Annotated in this window: 19 protein-coding genes, 1 tRNA gene and 2 pseudogenes; 8 read left to right on the forward strand and 14 right to left on the reverse strand. The window is 49.2% G+C overall.

From position 1 onward, the window contains the following. From C2U43_RS15930 to C2U43_RS15940, 3 genes are all read right to left on the reverse strand, one after another. On the reverse strand, window positions 1–201 hold the full coding sequence (locus C2U43_RS15930) for a hypothetical protein (RefSeq protein ID WP_065554933.1): 201 nt from the start codon (window positions 199–201) through the stop codon (window positions 1–3). 129 nt (window positions 202–330) lie between these two features. Next, entirely contained in the window at window positions 331–576 is a 246-nt protein-coding gene (locus C2U43_RS15935) for a hypothetical protein (protein WP_100272205.1), read from the reverse strand. A 45-nt stretch (window positions 577–621) separates the two neighbouring features. Next, the gene (locus C2U43_RS15940; protein WP_065554934.1) at window positions 622–855 is read right to left on the reverse strand and encodes a DinI family protein; all 234 of its coding nucleotides are present in this window, start codon (window positions 853–855) and stop codon (window positions 622–624) included. A gap of 341 nt (window positions 856–1,196) precedes the next feature. Here C2U43_RS15940 and C2U43_RS15945 point away from each other — a divergent pair, with 341 nt between their 5' ends. After that, the gene (locus C2U43_RS15945; protein ID WP_000019450.1) at window positions 1,197–2,177 is read left to right on the forward strand and encodes an IS5-like element ISKpn26 family transposase; all 981 of its coding nucleotides are present in this window, start codon (window positions 1,197–1,199) and stop codon (window positions 2,175–2,177) included. 118 nt (window positions 2,178–2,295) lie between these two features. Here C2U43_RS15945 and C2U43_RS15955 read toward each other — a convergent pair. Then, window positions 2,296–2,733, reverse strand: a pseudogene (locus C2U43_RS15955) (permease); the annotation flags it as partial. Window positions 2,734–2,833: 100 nt separating this feature from the next. Here C2U43_RS15955 and C2U43_RS15960 point away from each other — a divergent pair. Next, window positions 2,834–3,130 (forward strand): ArsR/SmtB family transcription factor, encoded by a 297-nt coding sequence (locus C2U43_RS15960; protein WP_065554936.1) that lies wholly within the window; start codon window positions 2,834–2,836, stop codon window positions 3,128–3,130. A gap of 66 nt (window positions 3,131–3,196) precedes the next feature. On the opposite strand, the gene arsC is transcribed toward C2U43_RS15960, so the two are convergent. The 9 genes from arsC to C2U43_RS16005 all read right to left on the reverse strand — a co-directional run bounded on the left by arsC (window position 3,197) and on the right by C2U43_RS16005 (window position 10,058). Continuing rightward, window positions 3,197–3,622 carry a glutaredoxin-dependent arsenate reductase gene (gene arsC / locus C2U43_RS15965; protein ID WP_103285477.1) on the reverse strand — a complete coding sequence of 142 codons (426 nt, stop codon included), beginning with the start codon at window positions 3,620–3,622 and terminating at the stop codon, window positions 3,197–3,199. Between the two features lie 12 nt (window positions 3,623–3,634). Beyond that, window positions 3,635–4,924 (reverse strand): arsenite efflux transporter membrane subunit ArsB, encoded by a 1,290-nt coding sequence (arsB, locus tag C2U43_RS15970; RefSeq protein ID WP_023305191.1) that lies wholly within the window; start codon window positions 4,922–4,924, stop codon window positions 3,635–3,637. A 47-nt stretch (window positions 4,925–4,971) separates the two neighbouring features. Further along, window positions 4,972–6,723 (reverse strand): arsenite efflux transporter ATPase subunit ArsA, encoded by a 1,752-nt coding sequence (gene arsA, locus C2U43_RS15975; protein ID WP_103285478.1) that lies wholly within the window; start codon window positions 6,721–6,723, stop codon window positions 4,972–4,974. Between the two features lie 17 nt (window positions 6,724–6,740). Beyond that, the gene (gene arsD, locus C2U43_RS15980) at window positions 6,741–7,103 is read right to left on the reverse strand and encodes an arsenite efflux transporter metallochaperone ArsD (RefSeq protein WP_000855179.1); all 363 of its coding nucleotides are present in this window, start codon (window positions 7,101–7,103) and stop codon (window positions 6,741–6,743) included. Window positions 7,104–7,150: 47 nt separating this feature from the next. Continuing rightward, a complete protein-coding gene (gene arsR / locus C2U43_RS15985) occupies window positions 7,151–7,504 on the reverse strand; it encodes an As(III)-sensing metalloregulatory transcriptional repressor ArsR (protein WP_044700602.1) in 354 nt (117 codons plus the stop codon). A 123-nt stretch (window positions 7,505–7,627) separates the two neighbouring features. Next, the gene (locus tag C2U43_RS15990) at window positions 7,628–8,173 is read right to left on the reverse strand and encodes a replication protein P (RefSeq protein WP_122984015.1); all 546 of its coding nucleotides are present in this window, start codon (window positions 8,171–8,173) and stop codon (window positions 7,628–7,630) included. After that, window positions 8,085–8,996, reverse strand: a complete 912-nt coding sequence (locus tag C2U43_RS29820) for a DnaT-like ssDNA-binding domain-containing protein (RefSeq protein ID WP_224759863.1) — start codon at window positions 8,994–8,996, stop codon at window positions 8,085–8,087. Before C2U43_RS29820 ends, C2U43_RS15990 begins: the two co-directional genes overlap by 89 nt. Before the next feature lie 252 nt (window positions 8,997–9,248). Next, entirely contained in the window at window positions 9,249–9,803 is a 555-nt protein-coding gene (locus C2U43_RS16000) for a toxin YdaT family protein (RefSeq protein ID WP_103285479.1), read from the reverse strand. A gap of 3 nt (window positions 9,804–9,806) precedes the next feature. After that, window positions 9,807–10,058: a helix-turn-helix domain-containing protein gene (locus C2U43_RS16005; protein ID WP_306458484.1), complete on the reverse strand. Its 252-nt coding sequence runs from the start codon at window positions 10,056–10,058 to the stop codon at window positions 9,807–9,809. 66 nt (window positions 10,059–10,124) lie between these two features. Between C2U43_RS16005 and C2U43_RS16010 the strand changes: the two genes are divergently transcribed. The 6 genes and pseudogenes from C2U43_RS16010 to C2U43_RS16035 all read left to right on the forward strand — a co-directional run bounded on the left by C2U43_RS16010 (window position 10,125) and on the right by C2U43_RS16035 (window position 15,267). Beyond that, a complete protein-coding gene (locus tag C2U43_RS16010) occupies window positions 10,125–10,505 on the forward strand; it encodes a helix-turn-helix domain-containing protein (RefSeq protein WP_003832307.1) in 381 nt (126 codons plus the stop codon). Between the two features lie 287 nt (window positions 10,506–10,792). Beyond that, window positions 10,793–10,939 (forward strand): annotated as a pseudogene (locus C2U43_RS16015) (hypothetical protein); the annotation flags it as partial. 45 nt (window positions 10,940–10,984) lie between these two features. Then, window positions 10,985–11,323, forward strand: a complete 339-nt coding sequence (locus C2U43_RS16020; RefSeq protein WP_225280726.1) for an RrF2 family transcriptional regulator — start codon at window positions 10,985–10,987, stop codon at window positions 11,321–11,323. 141 nt (window positions 11,324–11,464) lie between these two features. Then, on the forward strand, window positions 11,465–13,936 hold the full coding sequence (locus tag C2U43_RS16025; RefSeq protein ID WP_103285480.1) for an exonuclease: 2,472 nt from the start codon (window positions 11,465–11,467) through the stop codon (window positions 13,934–13,936). 70 nt (window positions 13,937–14,006) lie between these two features. After that, complete coding sequence (locus tag C2U43_RS16030) at window positions 14,007–14,249, forward strand: DUF4224 domain-containing protein (RefSeq protein ID WP_071667664.1); 243 nt, start codon at window positions 14,007–14,009, stop codon at window positions 14,247–14,249. Continuing rightward, entirely contained in the window at window positions 14,224–15,267 is a 1,044-nt protein-coding gene (locus C2U43_RS16035; protein ID WP_103285481.1) for a tyrosine-type recombinase/integrase, read from the forward strand. The genes C2U43_RS16030 and C2U43_RS16035 overlap by 26 nt, the downstream gene beginning before the upstream one ends. Before the next feature lie 66 nt (window positions 15,268–15,333). On the opposite strand, the gene C2U43_RS16040 is transcribed toward C2U43_RS16035, so the two are convergent. Further along, window positions 15,334–15,423 (reverse strand) — tRNA-Ser (locus C2U43_RS16040). Window positions 15,424–15,490 lie beyond the last annotated feature (67 nt).

Genomic DNA, 15,490 nt, shown 5'->3' on the forward strand with positions numbered 1-15,490 from the left:
TCACCTCCAGATCCGTTGTTGCCAGGTTCTGTCCTGGCGAGGAGGCTTAGATGCTTCTGGCAAGAACGCGCTGATCGTCCAGTGAATGAAGTCATTATCCAGACTACGCTCGGTCTTAATATGCTTTGCGCGATAGCGGGCTTCCAGTTCGTCAGCCTGGTCAGTGGTGAGTTGAGTATGTAGAAACCAGCTTTTCTTCATAACGCACCTCTGGATGCGGCAAAAAGAAAATCGCTGGCGTTGGTTAACGTCAGAATGAGGGATTGCTTGAATTGATCTTGCGCCATGGGGCTTTTCTCCTGTGGCGCAGCAGGTATAGGTTGTTCAGGCCTAAGACGGGAGTGTAACAGATTTTTGGGTAACGCGATAACCAGCCCTTTCCAGCATCTGAGTAAACAACGTAGGTGTACCAATAATTTCATTATCCTGAAGAGGCATGAAAGACACCATGTTACCGCGACGGTACATCAGGGCGCGCTCACACTCAGGAAATGATTGCAGCCTGGCAACGATAACTCCATCGTGACATCTTATGACTGCGTAGCCTTTTTTGGGCAATTCTGATTTTTCTTTCACTTAAACTCCCCCATGCAAACGGGATCAAAGTAACACCCAAAATAATTAATAAAACCAGTCGTCAGCACTTTCCCAGGTTTCCTGGAGAATAGTCTCTATTTTCTTTTTATCTTCCTTGTCACCCCCAAACACACTTAAACCATCGGAGCCTGCACGTCGTATGCTCAGGCTGCAGTTCTCATAGTGGTTGCCCAACCTTTTAAGCAATTCTTTCTCCAGTGCCGGAACAGCTCCCTTTGGAAGATCTTTAGTACTATCAATGGTTAGTTCAACTATCATATTAGCCCTCACTGCATATACTGTATGTTTATACAGTACATCGATACTTTGAAATGATCAATGACTTAAGAGCACAAATTGTTAACCTTAGCCTATAGATTTGATGAAAAAAAACCCGCCGAAGCGGGTTCATTTCTATAAGGACTTGTTGTTTTAACACCATTGCAAGTACGGAGCTATCAACGTCCTTAAATTTGGATAACATTTTTGATTAGGAGTGATTTCACAACGTTCATATGCTCGCCCCCTGCAATCTTCACTGGTTCTGTCTAGGGAAGGTGCGAACAAGTTCCTGATATGAGATCATCATATTCATCCGGAGCGCATCCCAGAGGGACATCATGAGCCATCAACTCACCTTCGCCGATAGTGAATTCAGCACTAAGCGCCGTCAGACCCGAAAAGAGATTTTCCTCTCCCGCATGGAGCAGATTCTGCCATGGCAGAATATGACCGCTGTCATCGAGCCGTTTTATCCCAAGGCGGGCAATGGCCGACGGCCCTATCCGCTGGAGACCATGCTGCGTATTCACTGCATGCAGCATTGGTACAACCTGAGCGACGGTGCCATGGAAGATGCCCTGTACGAAATCGCCTCCATGCGCCTGTTTGCCCGATTATCCCTGGATAGCGCCCTGCCGGATCGCACCACCATCATGAATTTCCGCCACCTGCTCGAGCAGCATCAACTGGCCCGTCAATTGTTCAAGACCATCAATCGCTGGCTGGCCGAAGCAGGCGTCATGATGACCCAAGGCACTTTGGTGGATGCCACCATCATTGAGGCACCCAGCTCTACCAAGAACAAAGAGCAGCAACGCGATCCGGAGATGCATCAGACCAAGAAAGGCAATCAGTGGCACTTTGGCATGAAGGCCCACATTGGTGTCGATGCCAAGAGTGGCCTGACCCACAGCCTAGTCACCACCGCGGCCAACGAGCATGACCTCAATCAGCTGGGTAATCTGCTTCATGGAGAGGAGCAATTTGTCTCAGCCGATGCCGGCTACCAAGGAGCGCCACAGCGCGAGGAGCTGGCCGAGGTGGATGTGGACTGGCTGATCGCCGAGCGTCCCGGCAGGGTAAAAACCTTGAAGCAGCATCCGCGCAAGAACAAAACGGCCATCAACATCGAATACATGAAAGCCAGCATCCGTGCCAGGGTGGAGCACCCGTTTCGCATCATCAAGCGGCAGTTCGGCTTCGTGAAAGCCAGATACAAAGGGCTGCTGAAAAACGATAACCAACTGGCGATGTTATTCACCCTGGCCAACCTGTTTCGGGTGGACCAAATGATACGTCAGTGGGAGAGATCTCAGTAAAAACCGGAAATAACGCCAGAAATGGTGGAAAAAATAGCCTAAATAGGCTGATTCGATGTGTTTGCGGGAAAAAAATCGGCCCAGATCCGCGAAATTTTAATCAGCGAGTCAGCTTGGGAAGAAATGACCTGCTTATTCGCACCTTCCCTAACAAAATACTTGCCAGTACGGAAACTGTAGCTGCTATAACAGCGTATAGCAGGGTCACTTTCCAACCAAAAGTAACCCACATCAGACCAATGATTATCGGGTTAAACAGAGGCGAAACAAACAAGAATGTAAGTGTTGGACCAAAGCCTGCTTTTGCTGATAAGAGCCCGCGTAACATGGGAATTGTAGAGCAACTGCAAAACGGTGTTACAGCTCCTAACAACGATGCAAGAATGTACCCTTTCCCCTTTTTCGCACCTAACATTTTTTGAATCTTATGGTCGGGTATCTTTTGTCTTATAAGGCTAACACCTGCACTAATCAGAAAAAAAAGGACTGATAACTCGACAGCCAGAAACAGGAACATCTCTGCTGCGCTAGTAAACATAGAAATCAAGCTATTCATAAAACCTCCAATAAACCACATTTCTAGAATATTCGAATTATATGTGTAAGAGCAACATATTTCTGGTATTATCGAAATATTACTGAATGAGGAAGGCACCATGCAGCTAGAAGAAGTCGCCAAAGCTATGAAAGAGCTAGGCCATCCGACACGTTTGTTTATATTCAAACACCTTGTTAAAGCCGGTGAGCAAGGTTTACCTGTAGGCGATCTACAAAAACAACTTGCGATTCCTGCTTCAACACTGAGCCATCATATCTCCGCTCTAGTTTCTGTAGGATTGGTTAAACAAAATCGCGAAAGCCGCTCCTTAATCTGCGTTTCTCAATATGACAAGTTAGAGTCGATTATTGATTTTCTACGCGAAGAATGTTGCATCAACAGCCTAAAGAATTAAATTGAAGCATTACATTGTTTTCATTTGATAAAGGAGCCACCCAATTATAGGCGGCTCTTTTGTAGGCTATTTCAGTCTTTTACCTGAATCATCAACGACTTTTTCACCGTCTTCCTTGGCGAAAGCTGCTTTCTGAGCATCTGGAAGGATATCCAGAACCACCTCGGAAGGACGACATAGTTTAGTACCTAGTGGAGTCACCACAATCGGGCGGTTAATCAGGATCGGATGCTGCAGCATATAGCCGATTAACTGATCGTCAGTAAACTTATCTTCGGCAAGCCCCAGTTCTTCATAAGGCTCGACATTTTTACGCAGCAGCGCCCGTACTGTAATCCCCATATCCGCAATAAGTTTGACCAGTACATCGCGAGACGGTGGATTTTCAAGGTAATGAATAACGGTCGGCTCATTACCACTGTTGCGGATCATCTCAAGCGTGTTACGCGACGTACCGCAGGCCGGGTTGTGATAAATGGTGATGTTGCTCATATCAGTATCTCATTACAAAGTGAAAGAGAGACGTAGCGCCAGCGCGGCCAGCGTTACAAACAGCACAGGCAGAGTCATGACGATCCCGGTGCGGAAATAGTATCCCCAGGTGATGGTCATATTCTTCTGTGAAAGGACGTGCAGCCAGAGCAGCGTTGCCAGGCTACCAATAGGTGTAATTTTCGGGCCCAGATCGCAGCCAATCACGTTGGCGTAGATCATTGCCTCTTTAATAACGCCAGTTGCAGTGCTTCCATCGATAGAAAGAGCGCCAACCAGCACGGTAGGCATGTTGTTCATGATGGAAGACAGGAAAGCCGTCAGGAAGCCAGTACCCAGCGTCGCAGCCCAGAGTCCTTTATCCGCCAGTACGTTCAGCACACCTGAAAGGTATTCGGTTAGCCCGGCGTTGCGCAGACCGTAGACCACCAAGTACATCCCCAATGAGAAGATGACAATCTGCCATGGCGCACCGCGCAGCACTTTGCCGGTGTTAATGGCATGGCCTCGTTTAGCTACTGCAAACAGGATCACAGCTCCAACAGCCGCAATTGCGCTAACGGGAATACCGAGCGGCTCGAGGACAAAGAACCCAACCAGCAGAAGAATTAAAACTATCCAGCCGGTTCTGAAGGTTGCCAGATCTTTAATCGCCTTTGCCGGTGCTTTCAGGAGAGCCAGGTCGTAAGTCGGTGGAATATCTTTGCGGAAGAACAGATGCAGCATCACCAGCGTGGCGATAATAGCGGCAATATCCACCGGCACCATTACCGACGCATACTCAGTGAAGCCCAGTCCAAAGAAGTCCGCCGAGACTATATTCACCAGGTTCGACACGATAAGCGGCAGGCTGGCCGTATCGGCAATAAAACCGGCAGCCATGACGAATGCCAGCGTGGTGCCTTTGCTGAACCCTAATGCCAGCAGCATGGCAATGACTATCGGCGTCAGAATAAGTGCCGCACCATCGTTGGCAAACAGTGCCGCCACCGCCGCACCGAGCAGGACGATATACGTAAAGAGCAAACGTCCACGACCATTACCCCAGCGGGAAACGTGCAGCGCTGCCCATTCGAAAAAACCGGACTCATCAAGCAGCAGGCTGATAATAATTACGGCAATAAAGGTCGCCGTCGCGTTCCAGACGATATTCCACACCACCGGAATATCGCCCACATGCACAACGCCTGATATCAGAGCCAGTCCCGCGCCCAGCATTGCACTCCAGCCGATCCCTAATCCCTTCGGTTGCCAGATAACCAAAACAATGGTCAGGACAAAAATAGCGCCTGCCAGTAACATAAAACCTCCTGACAGGGCGACTTTGCCGCCCTGTATATGCCAAAAAATTAACTCATCAACTCTCTGAGCTTTTCAATACCGGCGGGCTCTGACGCCAGCACCGGAACAAGCGCTATACGCTCAGCGTGCTGATTCTTAACAGCCTCAATCTGAGGCCGTTCCTGCCGGGCGCGCTGGCAAAGCAACGGAGAACGCGTATCCGCAATGGAAAGGCTGTTATTGATAATCCAGCCCCACGGATGAATCCCCGCTCTTTCAAGGTCAGCCTGCAGGTTTGCAGCTTCCAGAACCGGTGTGGTTTCAGGAAGCGTAACAAGCAGAACTTTGGTTCTATCCGGATCCTGAAGCTGCATCATTGGGGTAGTAAAATGACCTTTACTCCCCATTTTTTTGGCAATCTCTCGGTGGTAAGCCCCGGTCGCATCCAGCAGCAACAGCGTGTGTCCGGTAGGGGCGGTATCCATGACAACAAACCGTTTACCCGCTTCACGAATCACCCAGGAAAAGGCCTGAAACACGGCAATTTCTTCAGTACAGGGAGAGCGCAAATCCTCTTCCAGTAGCCGTTTCCCTGCTTCGTCCAGATCTCTTCCCTTCGTCTCAAGAACATGCTGGCGATAGCGTTCGGTTTCATCGTGAGGGTTGATGCGGCTGACCTGAAGGTTTTTGAGGCTGCCGTTCAGCGTTGTACTCAGGTGCGCAGCAGGATCAGAGGTCGTGAGATGCACGTCAAATCCCATGTCTGCCAGCCTGACGGCGATAGCCGCTGCCATCGTGGTTTTACCTACGCCACCTTTGCCCATCAACATAATCAGGCCGTGCTCACTGCGAGCGATATCATCGACCAGGCCAGAGAGCGATAAGTTTTCAGGCGTGTACTGGATGTTCGTTACCGGGAGCGGTAATGCCTCAGAACCGGTATCCAGCAGTCCCTTCAAGGCTGAAACACCAACCATATTGACTGGCTGTAGTAATAGGGTATCTGTCGGTAGCTCAGATAAACCGGCAGGAAGATTTGCCAGTGCCTCCTGCTCACGTTGCCATATCGCAGCGGCCAGGGAGTCATGTTCAGCTTCGGCTTTAGGCAGCACACCATTAATCACCAGGTATTGGTTTTTCAGGCCAATTGCGGCGAGTTCTTCATGGGTGCGGGCGACTTCCTGCAGCGTAGATTTTTGCAGTCGCGCAACCAGAACCAGGCGGGTACGTTCAGGATCGGATAACGCCTCTACCGCATGAGCATACTGCTCACGCTGCTTTTCCAGCCCGGCCATTGGGCCAAGACAGGAAGCACCATCTGGATTACTTTCAATGAAGCTACTCCAGGCTCCGGGAAGCTGGAGAAGGCGAATCGTGTGGCCCGTCGGCGCTGTATCAAAAATGATATGATCGAAGCGGGTCAGCAGGGAAGCGTCTGTCAATAAGTCGGTGAACTCATCAAACGCCGCAATCTCAGTGGTACAGGCTCCTGAAAGCTGCTCGCTGATACTGTTAACAACGTCATCAGGCAAAAGACCTTTGATAGGATCAACGATTCTGGAGCGGTATTGTTTGGCGGCTTCCTGCGGGTCGATTTCCAGAGCGGAAAGTCCATGAACTGCTGTCACAGGGCGAATGGTGTTACCGATAGCCTGATCGAATACCTGGCCGACATTGGAGGCCGGATCTGTACTGACCAGCAAAACCCGCTTACCTTGTTCGGCAAGGCGGATAGCCGTCGCGCAGGAAATGGACGTTTTTCCTACGCCTCCCTTGCCAGTAAAAAACAGGTAAGGCGGGATGTTCTCTAAGAATTTCATATGTCCTCCTGACATATTCAGCAACAGGAAGTATTACCACCACAGCAGCTGGTGGGAGCTAACCCTACCTTCTCCAGCGGAATACCGAACCAGCGAGCCAGCTCAGCGCGTTTTGGGTATCGCCCAGCCATCACCGTTTCACCGTCCAACAGCAGTAGCGGAAGCCCTTCTGCTCCAGATGCTTCGAGGAATGCTTTCGCTTTCTCATTCTGAACAAAGCTCATGGGCTGCTGCGCCAGGTTGTAACGTTCAACCTGTACGCCACGTCCTTTCAGCCACTGCACATCAGCAGAGAAATCAACCAGAACCTGATCGACATCTGAGCCACATACGCCGGTACTGCAGCACATTGCCGGGTCAAACACCGTTAACGTCTTCATTCTGAATACCTCACATTCGGAAAATCATATATGTTCAGGCAAATTTTTTAGATGCAAACAGCCTTACCGCTACCAGAGCAGTTTGCAGATGCCAGCTTACGGGCGATGGCCTGTACGTCGTCCTGTTGGCTTAACCAGGCCTGCTCAATTACCTGAGCAGCCCATGAAGGAATATGCGGAGATAAGCGGTAGTGAACCCACTTGCCCTGCTTGCGATCCAGCAATAGTCCACTTTCCCGGAGCATTGCCAGATGACGGGAGATCTTGGGCTGCGACTGATCCAGCGCCGTACAGAGATCGCACACGCATAGCTCTCCCATTTCTCTAAGCAGCAACACGATGCCCAGCCGAGTTTCATCGGAAAGGTTTTTGAAGAGTTGTAGAGAAGTTAGTTCAGCCATTTTAGTCTCCTGAATTCTCTCCGTAGTTTCCTGCAATAGTTGAGTGTCGTCAACCATCACATTCGAAAATTCGAATATGATGGCTATGTGGTTTTAATATCAGATTTACTGATTGTTCATTATTCAATTTGTTAATCCTGCCGCTTTTCGACGCCTGTATTCATCTATCAGTAATTGTGCTGGCGTTGGTCCTGCCGGATGGCGCGGCGCTTCCAGTTGACGTCGAATTGGTGGGACACTTAGTCCATTACCAACATGCTTCGACCACTTCGTGAGTAACTTTTCTGCCAGTCGTTTCAGCTCCCCCTCTGTCATTTGTCGTTCTACGCCCGTTCTGCGCATTTCGATGCAGATGTGATACAGCACGGGCTGAGGCCATGGATATTTATCGCTTCCTGAATACCGATATGACTCATTGCGCCAGCGCCGGTATTCCGTCATAACCTGCTCCGATTTCAGTCCGAATGGATTCGCCCCACTCTCTGAAACCAGAGAAACAAACTCAGCCAGGTCAGGCGGCCATGTATTTCCCATCGCGCAGCGCTCCATGCATTGCTGACAGACCAACCTAATTTGCTGTTCAGTCATCGAACCTATCTGGGCTATCCAGATAGGCGAAGGCTCCGCCCCGTTCTTCTGGGTCCATCGGTTCGAATACACCTCCCCCATGACCTGCCACAGTCGCCAGGCTGTTTCCGTCGCCATCAAGTCCATTCCTGCGGCGCCACTCTGCGTGTGCTGACTGAATTTGCTGAACTGCCCGGGATGCTGTTGGTTCTGATCCTGCTCCCACATGACTGTTACCTCCGGTTTCTGGTTTTACCTGCGTTCTCACCCGGGCTACATGTCGGGCAAATTTTTGTTCCCACTGGATTTGTGTAAAAACTTTCCCTTCCGACTCCCAATACGCGGTGAATTCTGCGAGTTCAGTCAGAAGGTAATCTGGTTCAGGCAGGGTGATACCCCACGATGCGGCGCGCTGTCGGAAGTCTCTGGAGGGAAGCCAGCTATCTGCCATGCTGAATTTCCCGATCGGTTCATCAACACCGTCCAGGTATCGGGGCATGGCCGGGGATGGCAGTTCATCCCCATTCAGATTTTTCATCGCACCCGCGTTAAGAGAGGGGTTTAAGATCTGTTTACTGCTAACTGCTTTCTGGATACCTGATGGCAAAGGTTTAGCCAAAGACTTAGCCTTATCCTTAGGCAAGGCGAAAGCCTTATCAAAAGCCATCCCCATAGCGTCAGAAACCCCGTAGCAGGCGGCTTTGAGAGCTTCATATGCTTTATCTTTCAGTGAACATTCAGGCAGTAATTCAAACGATCTTGCCCAGGATTTGATCACGTTTACTGATGCTGGCGGGTTATGTTTCACCGCATTAGGCAACCAAAAAACTCTGGCTTTAAGATCGGCTTCCACCATACCTAACGCTATGGCTTCACCTAAGGCTAAGTCGAAGGCTTCGACATCCCAGTTTAATTCTTCGGCCATAGCCGCCCTTCCCGCCTTATACAGCCCGGGAATAATCCCTGTGAATGGTCCAGTAAGCAGGTAAATAAACAGACTCTGCCCACTTGGCGGGAGTGGTGATAAGGCTCGAAACTTAGGATCATCCCACATGGTAATCTTCACCTTACGGTAAGGCTCGTTACTAGCCTTACTCTTAGGCATGGCCTTAGCCAAAGGATTAGGCATACTTCACCCCGCGAGTTGCAGTAATAATGGTCATTGGTCAAAACTCGATTAAAACAATTGCGGCGCTACGGCGCTTATACTCGCCAGTAGTGGTCCCGCCGCGTCAGCAGGTAGCATGTTGAACAATGCGATTGCCGCTTCACGAATCTCCTTCTCGAGCTTCTGTAACGGAGCACCGATTAATTTCGCCTGGTGTGCCTCACTGCATTCTTTGATAGCGTTAGCCACCAGCTCCGCCTCTGTGCTCGCATTACTTAACCCGTGCTTCCTGGCAATCTGAACTGGCATAGCGGCGATGATTGAGCCTGACAGCTGCATCACGTAAGCCGTGTACTTTTCTGACCCTCCTCCGTTTTTCAGATATCGAAATAAATTCTGTTTATTAACAGCAATTCCACGACCATCTGCCTTGGCCCACTCTTCAGCCACCAGCTGAGCGATCCGTTCCTGTGCCTGTCCTGGTAATGTCGATTCCCATTCACGAACGGCTGCCAATATGACGCGGTGCTGAATGCTGTCGCGTCGCTGGGGTTTAAATTGATTTTGCGATTTCACCGCAGCGGCTACTCGTGGTTTATTATGGGTATAAGCTACTGATTGCATCTTTCAGACCTCGCTTTGTGGCGGAAATACACTATCAAGAGAGCAGGTGCGCCCTAACTCGTTAAGCTTCTCCACAATCAATCTGCATTCCGGTAGGCCAGGCTGACGTGTTCCGTTCTCATAATTTGAGAGCCTTGACTGACGCCACCCGAATAATTTGGCTAATTGCTCTTGAGTTAAACCGAGCGCTTGCCGTTCTTTGGCGATGTTGTTCATCTTGTCCTCACATCTAGTGTTTAGCTGAATTAAACACATAATGTGTTAGATAGTCAAGACGAAACGTTCTTTGAGCGTTAACACGTAACGTGGTAAAAATCAGTAATGAATATAAACACTGCAATTGCCGCCAGACTGAAGCAGCTACGCGAACAGAAAAATATGTCGCAATCTAAACTCGCAGAGTTATGTGGGTGGGCTCAGTCACGCATCGGGAACTATGAAGCGGGTCGCCGCAATGTGGGCGTTGACGACGCTATAACGATATCTAAAGCTCTCGGAATTAGCCCGGCTGAACTGATGTTTGGTGATGATCACGCCGAATCATGGTTAACGCCAAAACATCGTAAGTTGATTACTCTTTTTGACCAGTTGCCGGAGTCTGAACAAGACAGAATGATCGATACCTTTCAATTGCGGCTGAAAGAAATTGATGAGTATGTCGAGAAGTACCTTCGGGGACGATTAAAGCCAACTGACGATTAAGCTACAATTTTTAACAATCTAACCAGCCTACTTGGCTGGTTTTTTTATGCCTTTCACCTTCCCTTTTCCCATATCGTTATCATCCTCGCCACCTTAAACACATGCCGTGTTGACTTTTAAACACATTTGGGGTTTAAATATAAACACAGTTTGAAAAGCGTCATCAAGGCAGGACGCCCACGAAGTAGCTGCCGGCGGCATACGAATCACCGGATGAGATGACAAGCATTAACACGCAGCAGGTTCAACGTTCCGCCAGCCTGGCGACAAGGGCAAAGCAAGAGGATAAATCCATGATCGATTTCGCACGTAAACCAGTGCGGTGTCAGGCCGTACATCTAAACCGTATTGAAGTAATCATTCGACTGATTTGCTACATGCTCGCCCAGAAGGGCGACCCGTCTGCCGACCAACAGACTTCAGTTCGTTCATAACGAGTTTGACCAATGGCTGTTGCCAGCATCAGTAAGGAAGTGACTATGGAGTTTGGAATGAAACGTGTGGTGGCATCTGTTCAGGTGGTTGCCATCCTCAACAGGGTTTATAACGGCAGCCCTGTTTCCGTCGCATCTATCAGTAAGGAATCAAAGCTGTCTGTATCTTACCTCGAGCAGATTTTCTCGAAGCTGCGCAGCAGTGAAATCGTCACCAGCCAGCGTGGCGCTGGTGGCGGGTACCACCTTAGCAAAGCAAACCCCAGCGTGGCTGACGTCGTTCGCGCCGTTACTCACACGCCTGATTCATTTGAACCCGTACTGAATGCTCTGGAGTGGGTCCCCGTTGCACAGCTGGTGCAGGGAAAATCCCCTACCCCATAAAGCACAAAACCCGCGCTTGGCGGGTTAAGTACCCGGTCAGCCGACCAAAGCTTTCCGGAACGAGTTTTGACCAATAACCACTACCTTAGGCGGCGATCATCAGCTGCCGGGTATCTTACAATCCTATGGAGCCCGAACGCAATGTTAACGTATGCGTATCTTATTAAAGCCAAAGCGAAAGCAACTGAGGCAAAAAACCTGTTTTGCTGGATCTCTGCGAAATCAGATTCCCGTGCAGAACGCGAAATCCTCAATATTCTCGAAGACAACAATATTGCCGTCGGTCGTGGCGCCGACTATCAATTACCTGTCCGCACCAACTGGTTTGTTGTTGACGATCTTCCTGAGGAAAGCACACTTGATGACACATGGTGCGATCGTTACGAACTGGCAGAAGACCAGCAAACGTGGCAACTGAAACAGAAGCAGGATAATGAAAATCTGGAGGCTTCCAGCCAGCAAAAACCTGAAACCTCCAGTGCCAATGTACCCACCAGCGATGCGCCAGCATTGCTCCGCCCCATATCTCGCCTGCGCCTGTCTCAGCGGCTGATTGCGCACCTGTTAAATGACGGTGAAGAGAAGGAAATCAGTGAAGCGCGGCACGTCCAGATCGGACAAATGGAACTGGACGAAAATGATCTCTATATACAAAACCTGTTACTGGCCGTTGCAAATGTGCCAGCGGCGAAAGAGCTTTCTGCTCATGTCGAGTGGAACCTGGCAAACGCAATAAAAGAAGTCTTCGACCGTGAGCAGGTCTATAACATTGCTTCATTTGAGGAATTTATTACCGAATGGATTGCGGAACCGAAAGCGCGGACTCAAACCGTGCAGGAGTGGGTTATCGATAAGAAAGCACGAATTGTGGGTGATGAGCCCACCGTTCCACCTGTAACGCCAGAACTCATTACCGTTGCGACTCTCCCGCTACGCCAGCGCCTTTTGGCTCAGTTTATTTCTGATGAATATGCTTACCATATTGATACTGAACAGAAGAAAACCATTCAGGAACTTGAGCTGGATGTGGATAACAGCTATGTGCAGAACCTGCTGCTTGCCGCCGAGAATGTAGAACCATTCAGGAAAGCGCCAGAGATCGATATCTGGAAAATTGTCAGCGCGCTAAAAACTATTTTCCCGGTTGATGGTAAACGAGTGGATCTGTCTACCGTAATTCAGTTTTTTAAGGCCTGGTTCAGTACTGAACACATTGACCGCGGATTGCTGGTTAAAGAGTGGTGTAAGGGAAATCGTGTGTCGCAGATTCAGCGCACTGATACTGGAACGAACGCTGGTGGTGGCAATAAGACTGATCGCAATACCGATTATGCTCATACACTGGATACGCTCGACGTTGAGATTGCGCTGGCCACTCTTCCAATGGATTTCAATATCTACGACATCCCGGGTGGGGTCTACCGCCGGGCAAAAGAGAGCGTCACCAAAAAAGAGAGTCCTTTTAAGGAATGGTCGGAAGCACTGCGAAAAAGCGCTGGCATTCTGGACTATTCGCGAGCCGCTATCTTTGCGCTTATCCGCGGTACATCATCCGAACTGGTTAAATTTCCTGGTCGGCTGCAGGCCTATATCAACGCAAACCTGACAGAAAGCAACCATGAAACACCATGCCAGGAAACCCTGCTGGCGGCTGGTCATGTGCCAGAAAAAAGCTGGGAAAACGAGGTTAACGAGAAAGTCACAGCTGAACAGAAGGCAGGAGTCGAACAACCAGAAATCGCTAACATGGGCAACGGCGTGTTCTCCATCGATGGCCTGATGGGTAACCAGCCAGCACACGCACTTTCTGTCGTAGACCAGGTACGCCAGCGCGCCGTCGAGAATAAGTTACATAATACCAATACAGAGGAAGCCACCAGCAATGTGCAGATGGAAGAAACTGACAACAACGAAATCAAAGCTAATCCTGAAGTGTCTCAGAGCGAAACAACAGTTTTGCCAGTTAAAAGCGCTGATGCAACTGGTGACGCGTCAGCTTCTCTGAATAATGAACCCGTTCACCATATTGATACGGATCCCCTGAACGCTTTTTATACTCACCTGATGGTTGATATGGAAACTATGGGCAACAGTCCTGATGCCCCAATAGTCTCTATTGGCGCAGTATTTTTTGATCCTTCAACTGGTAACACTGGTGCCGAGTTTTACCAGGTTGTCAGTCTGGAGTCATCGATGTCGTTTGGCATGAAACCGGATGCGTCGACGATTCAGTGGTGGTTGAAACAATCATCTGAAGCCCGCTCTGCCATTCTTGTTGATGAAGCCATGGGGTTGCTTGAGACCCTCGAACTCCTGGCTGACTTTATTGCTGAAAACGCTGCTAACGGAAGCCACACAGTTCAGTTATGGGGTAATGGTTGCTCGTTTGATAACGTCATTCTTCGCCGCGCATACGCGTTAACAGATACCCCCTTCGCTGTTCCGTTCTGGAATGACAGGGACGTAAGGACCATGGTCGAACTGGGTAAATCTGTCGGTATAAATCCGCGCTTCGACATCCCGTTTGAAGGTGACATGCACAATGCACTTTCTGATGCCCGGCATCAGGTCAAATACGTATCAGCAATCTGGCAACGTCTGACCGCAAATTGATTTTCTAATTTCACAATTTATGGATCCTGCCTGGTATGTTTTTACAGGCAGGCCATCAGAGAGATGAGCTATGCACGAACTTACACTGTCTCCTCAGGAAATTGCAGAAATTACTGGCTATCAGCGCTACACCCACCAGCAGCGACAACTGCGGTGTCACGGCATACCGTTCACCACTGATGGGCGGAACCGCCCAATTGTATTGCGCAGAAGTATTGATCCCGGAGTTTCTGAATTACCTAAGGTCGATGAATATGTTGCACTTGAGCCAAATTACGACGCAATCAATGGGCAGACCAAGAAAAGATCCTAAAGACAAGCACCTCCCGCCACGCGTAACTAAAAACCGTTATAGCTATGTGTGGAAGCCAAAAGGAACAAAACAAAGCGTAACTCTTGCACCTATTACCGGGACAAGTATGTCCCGGCTATGGGCGCGCTATGAGGAAGAAAAAGCCAAGCGTTCAGACGTAATGACATTTTCTAAATTATGGAAGTTATTCACCAGCAGCCCAGCTTTTGCTGAACTGGCTCCGCGGACACAGACTGATTACAGGTCATATGAAAAAAACCTGGTCCCAGTGTTCGGGAATATGCGAGCAGATGACATAAAAATTGAGATGGTCAGGATCTATATGGATAAACGGGGCCAACGCAGTATTAACCAGGCAAACCAGGAACTCGGCGGGATGTCGCGAGTTTTCTCATGGGGATATGAACGAGGGTATGTGAAAGGAAATCCGTGCAAAGGAGTACGCAAGTTCTCTTTAAAAGCCCGTGACGTGTACGTGACAGACGAAGAATATCAGGCAATTTATGAAGAGGCGGCACCAGCTCTCCGGGTTGGCATGGAGATATCTTACTTATGTGCGGCTCGCGTTTCCGATGTTCTTTCTCTCAAATGGTCGCAAGTAAGCGAGGAAGGCATTTTTATCCAGCAGGGAAAGACCGGGACTAAACAAATAAAAGTCTGGACCGAGAGGCTACATAACGCCATCGAACTTGCAAAGACTCTGGGTGGACGGGAAACCGTTGTTTGTAGCAGTAAAAAAACTAAGTATTCAAAAAGTGGGTTTAACGATCTGTGGGAAACTGCAAGGGAAGCAGCAGGAAAAAAACTAGATAGAAAACTGCCGTGTACATTTCATGATCTCAAAGCCAAGGGAATATCTGATTACGAAGGCTCGAGTAAGGACAAACAACTATTCTCAGGTCACAAAACTGAAAGCCAAGTTGTGGTTTATGACAGAAAAGTGAAAATTTCTCCCACATTGGATCTTCCAGTATTGGGCAAATCAGAAGATGATGATGGCGAGTTTTATACCAAGTGAATATACCAACACTATACCAAGTGTGACATGAGTCGTTGAAAGGAATTGAGCTAAGTGTTTGAATAGTGGCGGAGAGAGGGGGATTTGAACCCCCGGTAGAGTTGCCCCTACTCCGGTTTTCGAGACCGGTCCATTCAGCCGCTCTGGCATCTCTCCGTTTTGGCGGTTGCCATGATGCCAGGTAATTTGGCATTTTAACAGACCCCGTTCCGTCAATTTCGTT

The organism is Citrobacter freundii complex sp. CFNIH9 (assembly GCF_002903305.1).
Lineage (GTDB): Bacteria > Pseudomonadota > Gammaproteobacteria > Enterobacterales > Enterobacteriaceae > Citrobacter > Citrobacter portucalensis.